Source organism: Gordonia sp. i37, assembly GCF_002043085.1.
In the GTDB taxonomy this organism is placed as follows: Bacteria; Actinomycetota; Actinomycetes; order Mycobacteriales; family Mycobacteriaceae; genus Gordonia; species Gordonia polyisoprenivorans.
Genome location: NZ_MVPX01000147.1, coordinates 1 through 17,281, shown reverse-complemented (window position 1 = coordinate 17,281; position 17,281 = coordinate 1). Strand labels below are relative to the sequence as shown.

The 17,281-nt window shown below is 63.7% G+C and carries 14 protein-coding genes, 1 tRNA gene and 1 pseudogene; 9 read left to right on the top strand and 7 right to left on the bottom strand.

Annotation, left to right across the window (positions count from 1 at the left end; genetic code table 11):
* Positions 1-1,366 precede the first annotated feature (1,366 nt).
* Both B1964_RS07070 and B1964_RS29945 read right to left on the bottom strand, forming a co-directional pair.
* The gene (locus B1964_RS07070; protein WP_079929341.1) at positions 1,367-2,047 is read right to left on the bottom strand and encodes a Fic family protein; all 681 of its coding nucleotides are present in this window, start codon (positions 2,045-2,047) and stop codon (positions 1,367-1,369) included.
* Positions 2,048-2,271: 224 nt separating this feature from the next.
* On the bottom strand, positions 2,272-4,101 hold the full coding sequence (locus B1964_RS29945) for a hypothetical protein (protein ID WP_139765658.1): 1,830 nt from the start codon (positions 4,099-4,101) through the stop codon (positions 2,272-2,274).
* A gap of 641 nt (positions 4,102-4,742) precedes the next feature.
* Here B1964_RS29945 and B1964_RS07065 point away from each other — a divergent pair.
* The 8 genes from B1964_RS07065 (at position 4,743) to B1964_RS07025 (ending at position 10,265) form a co-directional block, all read left to right on the top strand.
* Positions 4,743-5,102, top strand: coding sequence for a hypothetical protein (locus B1964_RS07065; protein ID WP_139765657.1), 360 nt, complete (start codon positions 4,743-4,745; stop codon positions 5,100-5,102).
* A gap of 334 nt (positions 5,103-5,436) precedes the next feature.
* The gene (locus tag B1964_RS07060; RefSeq protein ID WP_139765656.1) at positions 5,437-5,865 is read left to right on the top strand and encodes a hypothetical protein; all 429 of its coding nucleotides are present in this window, start codon (positions 5,437-5,439) and stop codon (positions 5,863-5,865) included.
* Positions 5,865-6,608 carry an FtsK/SpoIIIE domain-containing protein gene (locus tag B1964_RS07055; RefSeq protein ID WP_139765655.1) on the top strand — a complete coding sequence of 248 codons (744 nt, stop codon included), beginning with the start codon at positions 5,865-5,867 and terminating at the stop codon, positions 6,606-6,608. The genes B1964_RS07060 and B1964_RS07055 overlap by 1 nt, the downstream gene beginning before the upstream one ends.
* A gap of 43 nt (positions 6,609-6,651) precedes the next feature.
* Positions 6,652-6,882, top strand: coding sequence for an AlpA family transcriptional regulator (locus tag B1964_RS07050; protein WP_079929343.1), 231 nt, complete (start codon positions 6,652-6,654; stop codon positions 6,880-6,882).
* 216 nt (positions 6,883-7,098) lie between these two features.
* Complete coding sequence (locus B1964_RS07045) at positions 7,099-7,395, top strand: hypothetical protein (RefSeq protein WP_079929337.1); 297 nt, start codon at positions 7,099-7,101, stop codon at positions 7,393-7,395.
* Complete coding sequence (locus B1964_RS07040; protein ID WP_139765654.1) at positions 7,388-8,083, top strand: hypothetical protein; 696 nt, start codon at positions 7,388-7,390, stop codon at positions 8,081-8,083. Before B1964_RS07045 ends, B1964_RS07040 begins: the two co-directional genes overlap by 8 nt.
* Positions 8,084-8,548: 465 nt before the next feature.
* Complete coding sequence (locus B1964_RS07030; RefSeq protein WP_139765653.1) at positions 8,549-8,959, top strand: hypothetical protein; 411 nt, start codon at positions 8,549-8,551, stop codon at positions 8,957-8,959.
* Positions 8,960-9,197: 238 nt separating this feature from the next.
* Entirely contained in the window at positions 9,198-10,265 is a 1,068-nt protein-coding gene (locus B1964_RS07025; RefSeq protein ID WP_139765652.1) for a site-specific integrase, read from the top strand.
* A gap of 112 nt (positions 10,266-10,377) precedes the next feature.
* Here the strand turns inward: B1964_RS07025 and B1964_RS07020 are convergent.
* From B1964_RS07020 to B1964_RS07000, 5 genes are all read right to left on the bottom strand, one after another.
* A tRNA-Arg gene (locus B1964_RS07020) sits at positions 10,378-10,450 on the bottom strand.
* 55 nt (positions 10,451-10,505) lie between these two features.
* Entirely contained in the window at positions 10,506-13,472 is a 2,967-nt protein-coding gene (locus B1964_RS07015; RefSeq protein ID WP_079929332.1) for an AAA family ATPase, read from the bottom strand.
* 10 nt (positions 13,473-13,482) lie between these two features.
* Positions 13,483-14,724: an exonuclease SbcCD subunit D gene (locus B1964_RS07010; protein ID WP_079929342.1), complete on the bottom strand. Its 1,242-nt coding sequence runs from the start codon at positions 14,722-14,724 to the stop codon at positions 13,483-13,485.
* Positions 14,725-14,823: 99 nt separating this feature from the next.
* A complete protein-coding gene (locus tag B1964_RS07005) occupies positions 14,824-16,335 on the bottom strand; it encodes an MFS transporter (protein ID WP_079929331.1) in 1,512 nt (503 codons plus the stop codon).
* The gene (locus B1964_RS07000) at positions 16,332-17,000 is read right to left on the bottom strand and encodes a PadR family transcriptional regulator (RefSeq protein ID WP_079929330.1); all 669 of its coding nucleotides are present in this window, start codon (positions 16,998-17,000) and stop codon (positions 16,332-16,334) included. The genes B1964_RS07005 and B1964_RS07000 overlap by 4 nt, the downstream gene beginning before the upstream one ends.
* Positions 17,001-17,088: 88 nt before the next feature.
* Between B1964_RS07000 and B1964_RS30660 the strand changes: the two are divergent.
* Positions 17,089-17,281, top strand: a pseudogene (locus tag B1964_RS30660) (glutathione S-transferase family protein); the annotation flags it as partial.

The following is a 17,281-nucleotide window of genomic DNA, read 5'->3' as shown; positions in this document are numbered from 1 at the left end:
AGAGGTCTCGTATTCGCGGCGTGATGGTGCACGGTCGGTGTTCCCGGGGCCGCGGTCGTCGTGGCGGGTACATGATCCGGGGGCGCGTGAGGGTCTAACGTTCTCGTTGCGGATCGCTTCAGGTGCGGTCTCGTTGTCGGCAGTGAATTCGGATCGCGTGGCGAGGGCGGTGGAGCGTGCGTCCGCGAGGGCTGCTGGCGAGTCAGACTTGTCGATCCGCCTGGCGGAGTGGCTCGCGCAGCAGGCGCCTGCGGGTGTGGACGCCAACATCTGGTGGCAGTCGCTTTCCGACGAGGAGCGCCGAGCGTTGATGCGGTCAGGTGCATCGGCGGTGGGTGCTGTTCACCTTGTTGATCGGGGTCCGGGCGGTCGAGAGGTCACTGAGTGGTCACGCAAGTCGCGTGCGAATATGACAAGGGCTCTGGCCGAAATCGACTATGCACCAGTTGTTTCCGCGTCTGGCATACCGGCGATGGTGACGCTGACGTATCCAGGTGAGTGGGAGTCGATCGCGCCCACTGGTCGTGCCGTCAAACGCCATGTTGATATGTTTCGACACCGGTTCTCGCGTCGGTACGGATCGTTGAATGCGTTGTGGAAGTTGGAGTTTCAGGAGCGCGGAGCGCCGCATCTGCACTTGTGGTTGGCGCTGCCGACCGCACGCATTGAGCGGCGCCGAGGGCAGCACGCGACGAGTGTCCCTGAGTCGGGTGCGCAGTTCCGTGCGTGGCTGTCGTCGACGTGGGCCGATGTGGTGGGACATCCTGATCCCGTGCAGCGCATGCGGCATGAACGTGCGGGTACGGCCGTTGACCTCGTGGAGGGCTTACGTGCTCGCGATCCGAAGCGCCTGGCGATCTACTTCGCCAAACACGGTGCTGCACAGTCCGACTCGTCGTCGAGTGGCAAGGAATATCAGCACATGGTGCCGGAGCTGTGGCGGTCTCCGGGCGCCGGTCCTGGCCGCTTCTGGGGATACTGGGGTTTGCGTCGGGTCGCCTCGTCGGTGACGTTGTCGGTGGAGGACTTTGCACAGGCCCGGCGGTTGATGCGGCGCTGGGCTCGCTCACGCGCATCGTACCGGCCGGGTGAGCGCTTCCCGGTATCGGTGTCTCCGTTGTTGGCTCGGCGCAGGGTGCCCCGTGGGAGCGGGTTTCGTTGGTCGACATCGCGGCGTGTGATGTGCGGTCAGGGGCGGTTGGTCGGCGGTTTCCTGTGCGTGACGAGCGGACCAGATTTCGGTGTCACTATTGCTTCGGCTCTACGCGCCGGGGACCGTCCACCGCTACCGCCTTCGGCGCGATGCTGGTAGTACCCCCGGCCCAGCTGATGTGGAGTGGGATGCGCAGATGCGTGAGGGTCGAGACTAGAGGTTGGCGATCCGCGGTCTAGTCGCCGGTGGTAGTGGAATGATGCCGTCACTTAGCAGCATCGCTGTCACCCCGGAGCAGTCTGCTTGGATGTATGCGGTGGCGAGGCGGTCGTTGAATTGCTCTGTTACGGACGGATCATTGTCGTCGAAGGGGATGGCGAGAAGGGTTCCGGTGGAGGCAGCGAGCAACACGGTGTTCGCGGCGAGCAACGCTGTGCGTTTGTTGCCGTCCTCGAAGGGCTGAGCGCGCGCGAGGTCCACGAACACGTTGACAGCGGCCTTGTGTACGTCAGGGCTGTCGAGCGCGTTGTCGAGGAGCGCCTGGAGTGCCTGATCGGTGATCGGTCCGGGTGTGTGGCGGCCGTGGCGCGTGGATACGCCGATCTGTTGGTCTGCTGTGCGGAACTGGCCCGGATGTAGTGCCGCGCTGCGGGTGAGGCTGGCGTTGATGGCGCAGACGAACGTGGCGTCTGGATAACCGTGGTGGTCGAGCAGGACGTGTGCGGCATCACGGAGGTCCTTCAGCAGTGCGAGGTCTGCGCGTGAGTCGATTCCGTCAGTCCTGCCTAACCGAAGAAATTTCTCAGTTGCAAGCCGGCTGGCGGAGAGTCCATCGAACACTTTGCCTGCAGAGTAGACGACGCCATTCAGTTGAGTCACAGTGATCGACGGCATAGAACTACCTCACCACAGCTACGCAGGTCGTGAGAACGAAACCGGCGCTGCCATCATTGTGATCTTATCTCTGAATCTTGTCGGTTGCGCGTCAATTACCGGGTTGATTCCTAATTCGGAGGCGTTTCGCAAACCTAAATTCTTGATCGGCGTGGACGTGGGTCTGTATAGCGACCTGGCTCGAAAACTCCGATGAAGCTTTGTGCGGTCTGCAATCACGACGCTCAGCCGCCCCCCGGGGGTTCTTCGTTGCTATTTGCGTCTGTGGGCGGATTGCCACGCCCCAGGTCCACTTTGATTCCGAATCTACCCCGTGTCGAGTAGCCAAATCGGCCTCTTCCCCGTCTAATTGGCCAACGAACCGATAGTGCAACGAACACAGCCACAGACACCACAATGACGATTGTGTATAGAATAAGCGTTGTCGCTCCCCTACCCCCTGTCCAGCCATCAATGCGCTGGATAAGGGCAGCGGGGTATCCGCCAGCCTGAACGAAAGAACGAAGAGTCTCGGCGAGACGCGGCAAGAGGAGCACCAAAATCAGCACAAGACCGCTCGCGGATATAAACAGAGAACGACGGTTCTGGTTACGGGAGTATAGGGATGTGACAAGTGATTGCATTACACCGACGCGGTCAAGTAGCCGAGAGTAGAGAATGTGAGTGCCTAGCTCTTGGTGAATTGCATCAACTATCTGCCGTAGTCCAATCTCGGAGTACACATCACGTTGGTATTCCAGGAGACCGCTAGTTAGTGCTCGCTGAGCCACGAAAAGGTCATCGTCGCGGAGGATTGCGTTCGTAGTCATGCTGTCGATCTGACCGAGCTGACCATGCTGACAGAGCGCCGACTCTGTAGCAATGACGGATCGGTGCATATCCTGCATGTATTGAGGTGCATCACTATTGAAGTCAATAAGTATTGCGGATGTAGGAGATAACCAGAGGGCTTGTTCCTCAATCGGAAGCCGGTTCTTCAACAACGCGGGATATGCATCCTCCCTGAAATTCACCGAGGTGGACGTCTTTGTCATCAACGCCACCAAGCTACGGGCGTGATTGGACGAGAAGTTCTCCGCATCGCATCCGCAGGTCGGGCGGCCAAGCGAAAGCGTGGTGAAGGACTGCCACGACAGATACGAAACTTTAGCGGCTGTGCACACCGCACGCATGTAGGTCTCGAAAACCGACGTCACGGAGATAGAGTACGAAACCTGATCGCGGTGGATACTCGACCATCGTGTACCGCTGTGCTCTTCCGCGTCTCTCCATCTCTTGCGGCGACGAGTTCGTGTAAACCACCCGCTCAGGTAATCGATAATGGGCTGGGATATCTGAACTGACTCAAACTCAAGCCAGGAGGGAGAGACGAATTGCCGAGCCTGTTTGAAGTCGAGAACCTTTGGGGAGTCTACAGTCAGGGTCACAACACAGATACCCGTTCGATGGAGCATTAAGGATACCTCAATGGCTCCATCGGACGCACCCTCCGGAGTCGTTACGTCAAAGTAGCTAGGTTGCAGAGCTATTCGAAGATAAGGATCAGCAGAGGTATACGCTGGCGTGTGAAGCTGCCTTTCCATATCGATTCTTCCGCCGAGCATCTTCGTTTGATTAATAATTTCTTCAGCCAAGCCCTGCGATAGCTTCTCGAATCGAACCGTCATATCCTCAGCCCAGTTTGACGGGACTTCTGTATCCGAATTAGGACGCTTCCGCCAACCGGTCAGAAGCGAGCGCACCAGAAATCGAAAAATGATCAGCGGCTTCAACATAAATGCTCGCCGAATCGATGGATGCTCCTTGGCAATTTCCGAGGTGAATCTTGAAAGAGTCCCCATTTCACGCTCAACAGAAATCGATTTCTTCAGACTCCTATTCACGCGCAACTCGTCGCTAGTCATCGACCCCGCAGCAACTCCAATGCCGGCGACCAGGAGTTTGTGCGCAACAGAACGTGCATTTGTCTTCGGACCAAAGTCGACCAGGAAGGTGTAGTGCGCCCCGTGCCCGACAACGCTCGGCAGGTGATCCTCACCAGAGTAGATGACCATTCGCGAGATGCTATTCGGTGTTGATGGCGAATCACAGCCGATTGACGATCTCTACTAGAAGCGCGGGCCGCTACGCGGGAAGCGGTTCGGCTGCGCTTCCCGACCATAGGAGGTTGGCGCCTGTGGCCAGCTTGAGTACCATCCCCACTCCGGCCTTGCGTCTCGGTCGACGTGCTAGCACTAGGCTGCGCTTCACTGACATTCACTAAGATCACACGACTCCTCCGTCGCCTGTTCTGCCGACTCGAGCCGCTTCGCGAGCGACGGCTGTGTGATTTCCGCCACACTCGGGGAGTGGTTCTTGGTTCCACCCTTGCCCCAGAGGGCACAGGGGTCGACTCGAGCGCTGCGGTCCCCCTTGTTTGGCCGGTTGTATTTATCACGAACGGGTCGGTCCGAGGAATGGGTCAAGAACAATAGTCGCTGGTCACATAGCATTTGCGTACCTACGCTTTCACTGCAAATAGGATGCCTCGCTTTTAATGCACCAATAATTGAGTGCATGCATTCATGCAAGCAAGCATGCTTGCAAGACTATTTGCGCAGGTCAGAGGCATTTTCTGGGGTGGACATGGGCCGCCGTCTGCGGTAAATCTGGTCTGGCTAGACCAGTCAGACGATTACCAAGAGAAGGGCGTGAAATGGCGATTAAGCCTTTAGAATCGGTTGTTGTTGATTTGTCGGCGGCGGAAGTTCGATATGCGGGATCGAGTCCCGCTATGACGCGCGAAAACGGGCTCGACGTCCCGAAGGTGCGCGGAGGCGTAGCCGGCCTGGATGTCGATTTGCTGGTCCGATTTCCCGGCGACACCTCGCGATCCGCGATGAAGCTCACCTTGTACGTGCCGGTCCCCGATATCCCCGATTTTGCTCCCGTACGCGTCCACAATCTGCGCGCGCATATCTGGACGAGCCGGGATCGCGCCGGCGGCGGCATGTGGTTTTCTGCTGATGGCATCGAGCCACTTGAGGGGCCGCGGGCAGCCAAGGTTGCGTCGTGAGGTCACCACGACGGTGGCTGGTGGGTGGGCTGGCGGTGACAGTGGCTGCTTTGACCGTATCTGGGTGTGGTCGTGATGATTCGCTGGCGGTGCCAGCTCCGGCCACGGTGACGAGATTTGTGGCTGCACCGGAATGGCCTGTGCCTATTCCGGAGGGGCTGCAGCGGGTGTATGAGCCTGTCCCTCCGGGTACCGCGACCCCGCTGCCGCTGCCGGTGGGCGACTCCATCCCGGTGTATCTGCTGGGGTGGCGGCTGCGATCTGACGCGCCGACGGTGCCGTCGCTCGCGTCGCCGGTACCAGGGGGTGGTCATTGATGTCGACGCTAGGGCCGTTGCTGGTGATCGCTGCTGTGGTGCTCGTGGGCTTGTGGCTGGCGGGGCCGGCGAAACCGCGGCCGTTGGTGGTCGATGGCGATCGGGGTCGGGTGACTGATGATGAGCGTCGCTGGGCCGAGGCCTTTCGTGGTGTCGACTGGTCGGATCCAAGGTTCGGTGGCGCACTGGCAGTGAAGCAGGGTGCGGGCGAGTCCATTGTGACGCCGATGCCGGTTCGGGCGTGGGTGACGCCGACGGGTGTTCGGGTTGAACTGGCGTTCGATCCGCCCCTCACGGCTTCCGACCTGACAGCTGAGCGCGCTCGCGTGCTGGGAGCGCTGCTGCCGGGCGATGAAGCGGTGTCAGTTGTCAGTACGACGCGGCGAACTGCGGTGGTGGAGCTGGGGTCTCGTGATCCGCTAATGCCGAGGGCGGTGGAGTGGTGATGATGCGCCTTGGTACCGCCCTGGATGGCGATGACGTCGAGTTCGATCCGTATCGTAGGCACACTCTGGTGACTGGGATGAACGGGTCGGGCAAGAGCTCAACCGCGTGCTTGCTTGTTGCGCAGGCACTTGCGACACAACGGGTGCGGGTTGTGGGGATCGACATCGAGCGCATCCTGCTGCGTCCCTTCCAGCGTGACGACCTGATCGCGACTGGAACTGGTGTGAAGTCACTTGAGTCGGGTCTCACGGTGCTGGAAGCTGCCGTTGCGGAGATCGAGCGGCGGATCGACCAACTCCCGCCGCACTCGGACGGGTTGACGGTCCCGACACCGGAGGTGCCAGCATGGCTCGTCACGTTGGAAGAGCTGCAAGTCCTTGGTGAGCGGTACAAGGCCCTCGGCCGTGCCGAATACGCAAAGTTTAGCGCCGCGATGAACACAATTTTGGTGCAGGGCCGGAAAGCGCTCGTCAATTGCTTGGCTATTACGCAGCGTCCTTTGTCCGATGTCGTTCCGGGGCGGTCGCAGTTCGGTCGTTTAATTATTCATCGAATGCAGCAGCGGAAGGATGTGTCGCTGGTTTGGGATGGTCTCGATCCGATGTTGCAGGATCGTTTGTCGGTTGCGCGTCCTGGTCAGGCTGTGGTGATTGATGGCGGGGAGCCGAGGTTTTGTGCGATCGATTATGCGTCGTATTCGAGATATGTGGACCGTGTCAATTATTTGCGGGAAGTTAAATGATTTCCAAGAGAGTTTCGAGAACAGGAAGGTGGGGTATTGGGTGATGAGTGAGAATTTTGAGGAGATGGACGGGAATGTGGTCCTCAACGCGAAGCAGGTCGAGGCGCTGACGACCGTGCCGGCTCCGACGTTGCATGAGTGGGCTGCCCGCAGGGATGCGGGACTGCCGGCCCCAGGTCCTGTGCATCTGCGGCTGTCCCCACGGCATCGGCGGTGGCGGTTGGCTGATGTCCAGGCCTATCTGGCGGAGAGCCGGGTGGATCGTGATGTCTGACGGGACCGATTGGGCAGAGCTTGGATGGTGGTGTGCGCTGCTTAACCGGCAGACGTCGCAGCTGGCCTGTGAGATGGAGCGGGCGGTGGCGGCTGGTGTGCGATGCGATCCGGCATCCGTAGCGGTCTGTGAGCAAGCATTTCAGTCCGCGTTTTGGGACCTCGCAGTGGCGGTCGACGTGATACGTGGCGTGATTCGACGGCCGGTGAGCCACTGATGCGCCTACTGCATGTGTGCGAGTCGTGTGACCGGCGCGAGATCCTCACTCCAGATCAGGCATTTGATATGGGGTGGGACTACGCACCGATGGTCTATCCATTTGGGCTGGTGACGCCCCGTTTGTGTCCTGAGTGCGATATTTCGAAGTCGACGTGGTGGGCGTTGTATGTGGACGGAATTCCGCAGGAGGGCCTCACGGACCGCCAGCATGAGACGATCCGCCGGATCGCCGCCGAACCGGAGTCGATCATGGTCGACCTCGACGAAAACGATCGGAGCACAAGCGATGAATGAATCAACTGTCAAGCGCGGAATCAGGCCATCAGGACTGCCGGCATGGGACGCACTACTGGGTGGTGTGACGCCGGGTCTGACCTGCGTATATGGTCCTGACGCTGCAGCGTCGATGATGGTCTACGAGACGACGAAGGCGATTGCGGCCGCGGACGACTGGTCGGCAAATGTTGCCGTAGTTGCGGTTGGTGGTCGGCGGCGTCAAGCTGCTACCGCGCTAGGCAGCACGTCGGTGGCTGTCGTCCCGATGAGGCATGCGAGCGTCGTCGATCTACGGGGATCATTCGAGGCTTTCCAGGGCGGTTTGCTGGTGTTGGACGACTTAACTACGACCTCCCGCCACCTGCAGCTGACTCGCCCGTCTCGATCGGTGGCGGACGATTTCGAGGAGCTTGTGCTAAGCGCACAGGAGGTGGGTACCGCGATCATCGCTATCGGCCGCTACGACGCTGCAGGGCGGCCGATGGGTGGCGCTCTCTGGGATGCGCTGCGCACGGCGACAATTCGCCTGAAGCCGGAGTCGGACACTCCTCTGGGGGATTTCCGTGTGGTCACCGACTACGAGGCGTACTCACCAGTTGCGAGCGCTACACACGGCGCCGTTTCCCGGTCGGTGTGCATCGATCGGTCGGGAGTGTCGTTGACCGATCTCCCGGATCGGCCTGTCGTTCATGTGAGTGTCGAATGAGCGGGGACCGGTTCTGGTTTACCCGGAAGGCGTATGTCCATCGGGACTGTGACCAGGAACGTCCCTGGTCCGTCGTGTACTGGGGACGGATCGGCGGGAATGGTAGAGAATTTTCCGTTGCGGCAGTCTACGACACACATCCGGAAGCGGTGTGGGCAGCGACCGCGCAATGTCGTATCGGGCACTCACCGCCTTACGATCAAGAGCCACAATACTTTCCGAGCAGCCGTGTGCTCACCGTCAGTCGGTTGATTGAACTGCTGCGCCGCTTCGCGGCGAATTCGGTAGTCCTGGGCGAGGTGCTGGCAGGCGGACTTGTCGAGATCGGTACGCGACCGCGGCTGACGATCGTCCAGTGCGTCAACCACTCAGATGGCGGGTACGAAGCGGAGAGCTCCCGGTACGAGGAGTTGGAAGGCCCGCCAGGTGGCCCCGTGTACCAGGCTGTGATCCTTCGATGGTCCGGTGACGCAACGACTGAAGTGCGCATGGATAGTCGGTCAGCTTCGGAAAGTGAAGGCAGAGAGCATCATGCGATGGGATGAGTCGACGCGAACGCTGGAGCTGAGCGAGCGGAATGTGGCGGTGCTGCGGCTAAAGCTGACCGATCCGCTGTCAGCCCGGATGATCCAGACGGGATGCGGGCGGATCATCGCCCGCGCGATTGCGGACGATGATGAAGGCGCGACCGAGGTGGTTCCGGCGGTGGCGGAGGGTGTTGTCACACTGACCGCCAGCGAGCTGGAACGGCTGAGCACGGTGGGGACCAGCGTCGTTGTCGCCGACGTCACGGTGAGCTCGGTGCCCAATTCGAAGCACTATGGCGACCGTCCGCCCGGCGCGATGTATATGCCGACAAGCGGCGACATCGTATGAGCGCGTGGGAAGCCGTGTGTACATCGTGCGGATGGCAAGAGATTCACGAGACCTACGACCGGGCGGCGAACGCATGCAGGAGCCACTGCTGCGATTACTCGTGCACTGAAGTCCGACCTGTGGGTGATGCCGATTGGGGCGATCTCTTTCGCGATCGGTGAGCGATGTCAGTGGTGGGCCAGATGATGAGGGCCGAGTCACGACGGGCTCAACTCTTCATCATCGGATAGGAGCAAGAGTGTCAATTTCGACGATCACGCTGGACAGCGGGAGAAAGTCATATCAGGTGGAATGGCGAACACCAGATCGACGAAAACACCGGCGGCGGTTCGGAACTCGCCGTGAAGCTATCGCTTTCGAGGCTGAAATCCGCGCGGCGAAGAACCGAGGCCTGGTGGTCGATGCGCGGGCGGGTAAGACGATTACGGTCGAGCAGTGTTACCGCCAGTGGCGGCAGTCGCGACAGGAGATCAAAGCTAAGACGGCCGCATGCTGGTCGTCGGGCTGGAAGCATGTCGATGCCAGGTTCGCGGGGTGGCCGGTGGGGTCGGTGGACACCCCGTCTGTGCAGGAGTGGTTGAACGACCTACGGGTGGGTCCGCGTATGCAGCGACAGTCGCTGTCGGTGCTCCGCCAGACCATGGCGTACGCCGTGGAACGGGGCTGGATCATGGCCAACCCCGCGCTCGGTGTCACGGTGCCGCCGCTCCCCCGTCGCGAGTCGCACGTACTCACGACGCCCGAGGTGATGCGGCTGCGCGAGATGTGTCGCCCGAAGCCCTCAGATGATCGTGTACCGGTGGATCAGAGTTATCTGGTGCCTGTCCTGGCTTTCACAGGATTGCGGGTCGGTGAAGCCGCTGGGCTGAATGTCGGTGATATCGACCTTAAGGCTCGGCGTATCCACGTTCGGGGTACGAAGACGCGAGCGGCCCGCCGGACGGTGGGTATTCCTGAAGTGTTGGTCGATGAGCTTCGGCAGCAGATTGGGGATCGGTCGGCGAACTCGCCGGCATTTCTTTCGCCGCTGCGCTATCGCTTGCGGCCGAATGCGTGGGTGAAAGCGGTACGCTGGGCCGAGGCAACATCGAACATCGGTCACAAGGGCTTGAGGGTCCACGACCTCCGACATACGTACGCCTCGATATTGCGCCGAGCAGGCGCGGACCTGAAACTTCTCCAGGCCAGCATGGGCCACGAATCGATTCAGACCACAGCGCACATTTACGCGCATCTGTACACCGACGAACTCGTGGCGCTGACCAGCGCGATCGATAAGCAGATCACGGCGACACAGCCGACATGATGGGCCAGGTTGGCCCAGTCTTGGCCCACCAGGGTCATAGGATGAACCAGTAATCCGAGTCAGGAGATGAGCGGAAAGCCTTCTGACCAGCGGAAACAAACCAGATTCACAGTGCCCCCGGCAGGATTCGAACCTGCGGCCTTCTGCTCCGGAGGCAGACGCTCTATCCCCTGAGCTACGGGGGCTCAACGGGCGGCACTTAGAGTAGCGCACTCCGGTCCGGCAACCCAATCCGGCAGGTCACGACACGCCCACCACGACGTCCATGCGCACTGAGGACCCGTTGGTCCCCCGCACCACGTGCAGTTGCGCCGGAATCCTCGCGCGCATCTCGTCGACGTGGCTGACGACGCCGACCACCCGTCCGCCCGAACGCAACTCGTCGAGGACGCCCATGACGAGGTCGAGCGCCTCGGGGTCCAGGGAACCGAAGCCCTCGTCGATGAAGATGGTGTCGAGGACGCGGCCACCGGATTCCGCGGACACGACATCGGCCAGTCCGAGGGCCAGGGCCAGCGAGGCGAAGAAGGTCTCTCCACCGGACAGCGTGGTGGCCGCACGAACGGCGCCGGTGTACTCGTCGTGCACCTCGATGCCCAGACCACCGCGGCGACCGCGCGGACCGGCCGCATCGGAGTGGACGAATTCGTAACGGCCCGAGGACATCTGATGCAGCCGAACCGACGCCGCCACCAAGACCTCCTCGAGACGCGAGGCCAGCACATAGGAGTGCAGCGACATCTTGCGCGCGTTCTGGCCGCGCCCGGCGACCAGATCGGCCAGACCCTGCACGCGAGCGTGCCGCTCCCGGGCCGGTGCCAGCACGTCGAGCGCCGACCAGAACTCGGCGACGAGCTCCTCGAGTCGCGTCACCGTTCGGGCGGCCAGGGCGTGCTCACGCGCCGCCGCCTCCTGCCGCCGTTGGGCCTGCGCCAGCGCCTCCGACAAAACGCCGGTGTCGACCGGCTCGGTCGACAGCGCCGCAGCGACATCGGCGTCTGCCATCGTTTCCTGGGCGCCGGCGCGCAGCTCCGCCGCCCGAGAGATCATCGTCTCCCAGGCATCGAGCTGCGCGGGCGTCGCCGCCGCGTCGCGCAGCGCCCCCACATCACTGAATCCGGCTTCGGACAACCGCAATTCGAGTCGACCGGCGAGGTCGTCACGGTGTCGGACCGCGCGGTGCAGGTCGGCTCGCGCATCGCGCAGGGCCCGAGCCCGACGACACAGCTCGGCCAGCTCGGCACGTCGCTCATCGACACCGATCCGCCCGCCGGTGGCCTGTGCGACCTCGTCATCGAGATCGTCGATCTCGCGACGCAGCGTCGAGCGGCGTTCCGCGCGCGCGGACGTCGACGCCGCGAGACGGCCGAGTTCGGTGCGCCAGGTCTCGATCTCGGCATCGATGGCGTTGACGGCGCGTTCGAGGGTCGGGATCGACGCCACCCGGGTCCGGGCGTCGGCGAGCTCACGGTCGAGTGCCTGTCGACGCGATCGCACCACATCCGCGGACTCCTCACCGATCTCCTCCTCGAGGTGCACACGGCGTGCCTCGAGCGTGGCCAGCGCCGTCTCGGCTCGCCTCCGGCGCTCGGCCGCACGATCTTCGGCGGCCGCCGCCGCGGCTTCCGCGGTCTTCGCGACGTCGGTCTGCTCGCCGGCGTCGGCGGGCGCCGGGTGCTCGGTTGATCCGCACACCATGCACGGCTCTCCCGGGGTGAGCGTCGAGGCGAGCTCGGCGGCCATGCCGGCGATCCGACGCTCCCGCAGATCGAGGTGGTGTTCGCGCGCGACGGTGTGTGATTCACGTGCGGCGAGCACCTCCGTCCGAGCATGCGTGAGCTCGGCGTCCAGCGCTTGCCGCGCGACGAACGCTGCGACCAGCTCCTCGCATCGTTCGCGGTCGGCGGCGAGCCGTTGCACGTCGGATCTCGCCTCGGATGCGGCCGTCAACGCGGTCACCGCAACCTGACGGCGGTCCGGCGCGGCCTCCAGCATGCCGGTCAGCTCAGCGGTACGGGCTTGTGCGGCAGCCACTTCGGCGTCGAGCCGACGAAGGTCGGTCAGCAGCGTGGGACGCTGTTCGACGCGTCGCGCGAGCGGCTCCCACCGCGCCGACTCCCCGGTCCACCGTTCGATCGCCGCATCGAGATCAGCGTCGGAGCCCGCGAGCGCTGCTCCCTCGGGTAGGTCGGCGAATCCCGCTGCGGCAGAGTCGTATGCGCGGGTCGCGGCGGCCGCAGCCGACGCTGCGGCGTCGTGGTCGTCGGCGAGCGGAATGATCGGTGCCGCGGCGCGAGCTGCCCGCGCCGCGACGCGTGCCTGCTCGAGATCGGCAGCTCCGGCATCGAGCTGAGTCAATCGCGCCTGCGCCTCGAGGCCTCGACGCCGTAACTCCGCCAGCCGATTTCCGTTCGCGAGTGTTGTCTGCGCACCGTCGAGTTCGGCCTGCGCCGCGGCGAGTCGCCGGTGGGCGGACTCGACGGTCTCCCGGGCGTTGGCCAGACACCCTTGCGCCCAGTCGATCTCCGCCTCCGCCGGTGGTTCGCAGTCGAGCACTGCTGCCATCTGACCGGCGATGCGTTCGACCGCCGCCGCCTTCTCACCGAGAGCTGATTCGGCCTGCCGGGCACGGTCCTTGAGCCACTCCTCGACCCCACCGAACCGCTCGGTGTCGAACAGCCGCTCCAGCAACGCTTCTCGATCCTCGGAGCTCGCGCGCAGGAATCGCGCGAAGTCGCCCTGCGGGAGGAGCACGACCTGGAAGAACTGATCGGCACTCATCCCGAGCAGTCGCGTGATCGACTCACCGATCTCCGGTAGCCGGGTCAGTGCCGGGCCCGAGTCGTCGAGCCAGGTCATCGTGGCCTTTGCCTGGACCTTGGTGGTGCCGGTTCCGCGCTTCTTGGGTCGATGGTATTCCGGTGCGCGCACGATGCGCATCCGTCGGCCACCGATGGTGGCCTCGAGCTCCACTTCCGGAACCTGCTGTGCATCAGCATGATCGGAGTGCAGTCGGCGTCCCTCCTGCCGCGAACCGGGCACCCTGCCGAACAGCGCGAAGGCCACGGCGTCGAGCACCGAGGTCTTTCCGGCTCCGGTCTGCCCGTGCAGCAGGAACAGGCCGTCGGCACCGAGGGCGTCGAAATCGATCTCGGTGTCCGCGGCGAACGGCCCGAACGCCGTCATCCGTAAACGATGCAGTCTCATCGGCGGCGCCTCACGCCGACTTCGGTTCGGTGTCGAGGGCGAACAGCGCCCACTGCCCTTGATCGGCCTCGATGGCCTCGATGTCAGCAGCACCGACCTCGGCAGCACCGGCCTCGACCACTTCGGGTTCGCCGACGACCTCACGCAGCGCACGCTCGATCAGGTCCCGCTCGGCCACGGACGGCTCGTCACGGACGTCACCGACGAAGGCAGCGATGATCTCTGCGTCGGTGCGTCCGCGTATGCGCGACCGGTAATCGAGACGACCGAGGGCCTCCGGTCGCTCCCAGTGCACGTGCACCGCGTAGGGGAATCGCTCGCGCAGTCGGCGCATCGCGTCGAGCGGCCGGATGGTGTCGGTGAGCGTCGCCTCGATGTAGTGCTCATGCGCGTCGGCGTACTTCTCGTCACCGAGGAGCTCATCGAGAGTGCCTCGCAGGGAGGACAACCCACGCAGGGCGGGCAGCTCGTGCAGGCGAACGTCGGTCACGCCGTCGGCATCGAGATCGACGAGCCACACGCCCTTGCGATGACTGTTCTCACCAAAGGAGTACGGCATCGGCGAGCCGCTGTAGCGCACCGCCGGGGTGATCTCCTGCGGTGAGTGCAGGTGACCGAGCGCAACGTAATCGATCCCTGAGAACGTATCGGCGGCAACCGTTTCCACCCCACCGACGCTGATGGACCGCTCCGATCCGGTACTGACGGCCCCGCTGACGAACGCGTGGGCGGCGACGACGGTACGCGCGCCGCGTGCGGTGGCGTCGGCGCGCACCCGGTCCATTGCCGCGCCCAGGACGCCCTGATGACCGCACGGGGCATCGATGTCGAAAGCCTTTCGGACGGCGTCGGGTTCGAGGTAGGGAATCCCGTAGAACGCCACCGGGCCGAACTCGTCGTCGAGCAGGACCGGTGTGTCGATGGCAGCCACACTCGTGCGCAGGTGCAGTCCGCCCGCGGCCGCGAATGCCGATGCGGCACCGAGTCGGGTCGGTGAATCGTGGTTGCCGGAGGTGACGACGATCTGCGCCCCGGCGGCGGCGATGTCACCCAGGCCGGCGTCGTAGACGGACACCGCATCCGCCGAGGGAACCGAACGGTCGTACACATCGCCCGCCACCACGACGACGTCGACCGACTCGGCGGCGACGATCGCAGCGATGTCGGCGAGCATCCGACGTTGATCGGAGAGGAGCTCGACACCGTGGAACGTCCGGCCGAGGTGCCAGTCCGAGGTGTGCAGAATCCGCATGTCCAACACCGTACGATCGGCCACCGACAGATCGGGGGAGGCGCCGCGGGGACATCCCGCAGCACCTCCCCCGACCTGGGACGGACTCGACGAACCGGGCTACGCCGCGCCGGCTCCCTCGACCTCGCCCTTGGAGACCGCGGCCGCCCCGGTGAACGGCGACGCCTGGTGCTTGGGCCGCGTCAGGAACAACGTGGCGAGAACACCGATCAGCAGCACCCCGGCCGGCAGGTACAGCGACTGGCCCATGGCGGTGGCGAACGGCTCACGCACGAACGCGGGCAGCTGACTGACCGCACTGCTCTGCTCGGTGGTGTTCACCCCGGGCAGTTCGGCGGCCAGTCGGGTCTGCATGATGGCGCCGACGGCCGCCGAGCCGATCACCGAACCGATCATCCGGGTGGTGTTGTAGACCCCCGCTCCCGCGCCGGCCTGTTGCCATGGCAGGTTGCGTGTCGCCGTCGCCGCCAGCGGCGCCCAGATGCCCGCCGAGGCAATGCCCATCAGACACATCGGAATGATCAACTGCCACACCGGTGTCGACGGGCGGGCGATCACGCCGACCCAGCCGACGGCGATCGCCTGCAGCAGCAACGCGGTGGCGATGATCGCGCTGGGATGGACCTTGTCGAGGACCCGACCGACGATCGGCGCGAGGATGCCGGTGAGCACCGCCATCGGCACCATCATCACCGCCGAGCGGGTCGGCGACATCCCGCCGACGAGCTGCAGGAAGAACATCACGGGGATCATCAGGCCGGAGATCGCGAAACCCATCGACGCGATACCGATGTTGGAGAGGGTGAAGTTGCGGTCCTTGAACAGCGAGAGCGGCACGAGTGGTTCGGTGCGGATGCGCGACTGCCAGTAGATGAAGACGGCCATCACCGCGATGCCGCCGATGATCAGCGCCCAGATCCAGGCCGCCCAGTCGTACTTCTCGCCGTCCTGGATGCCGAAGACGAGCGCCGACAGACCGACCGCCGACAGCACCACGCCGATCCAGTCGAAGGAATGGTCGTGGGTGTCGACCGAGGGCACCAGGGTGGCGGCGAGGATCAGCCCGACGATGCCGACCGGCAGGTTCACGAAGAAGATCCACTCCCAACCGAATTGGTCGGTGAGGATCCCACCGAGCAGCGGGCCGACCAGGGTGGCGACACCGGCGACGGTGCCCCACACGCCCATGGCCGCGCCGCGCTTCTCGGGCGGGAAGATCCGGGTGATGAGCGCCATGGTCTGCGGGGTGATCAGCGCGGCACCGATGCCCTGGAGGGCGCGTGCGGCGATCAGTTCACCGATCGAACCGGCGAAACCGCACCACACACTCGCGGCGGTGAAGACGACCAGCCCGACCTGGTAGACGAGTTTGGGGCCGTATTTGTCACCGAGCCGTCCGGTGATCAGCAGCGGTACGGCGTAGGTGAGCAGGTAGGCGCTGGTGACCCACACGATGCCGTTGACGTCGGTGCGCAGGGCGACCTGGATCTCGGGTTGGGCGACGGCGACGATCGTCATGTCTACGAGGATCATGAAGAACCCGACGCACAGCGCCATCAGGGACAGCCAGGGGCGGTTGGTCACCGCCGCCGGGGAGGTGGACGTACTCATTGCGGGGTCACTTTCTGTGGAGACTGTAGGGAGGAGAACATGTGCTGCATGGCGGCATAGGGCGAATCCGGGTCGTCGAGCCATTCGATCTCTCCGGACTCCAGACGGCCGAGAAGACCGGCGAGCCACTCGATCTGGGTCCGCAGGGTGACGATCCGACAGCCGGCGTCGAGGAAGAACATCTCCGGGATGCCCTTGCCCGACGCCCACTCGGCGGCGTCGACGAACTGCGCGAGATCGGCGCGCATCGCCTCGATGCGGGCCGAGAGCAACTCGATCACCCGCGGCCGGGGAAGGGCATGGGCTTCCGACAGCGCGAGGTAGAGCTCGGGATACTCGGGTGAGTGCTGGGCGAGGATGCGCTCGAGATTGACCACGAGCGCCTCCTGTCCGGCCTCGGTGATCGCATAGACGGTGCGTTCGGGCCGGTTGCCCTCGCGTCGGACGTCGTGGACCTCGATCAGTCCGTTCCCGAGAAGCCGGTCGACCGTGTGGTAGAGCGTGCCCGGCCGAAACTTCACCAGTCGATCCTCACGTCGCTCGAGCGTGATCTGCACCATCTCGTACGGGTGCAACGGTTGTTCGGCGAGCAGCCCGAGCACCAGCACCGCCAACGGAGCCAACACATGCTCACCCCCACCGCGACCGGCACCCACGACGCCCACCTTTCGACCCACACCAAATATTCCACGTGGAATATACACCCTGGAGTGTTCGGTGCCAATGTCGTGAGCGCTGATTAGTGTGGTCGTCATGGGCACCGACACCACCCCCGCAGCAGCGGGCTCATCCGGCTCGTCAACGTCCGGCACGCAGGGTTCGTACGTCACCGGCGGCCAGGAGTTCGTCCGCGACACCAAATACATCGAGACCCGCATCACCCGGGACGGCCGGGACGGCTATCCCGTCGAAGCCGGCCGCTACCGGCTCCCCCCCCCCCCCCCCC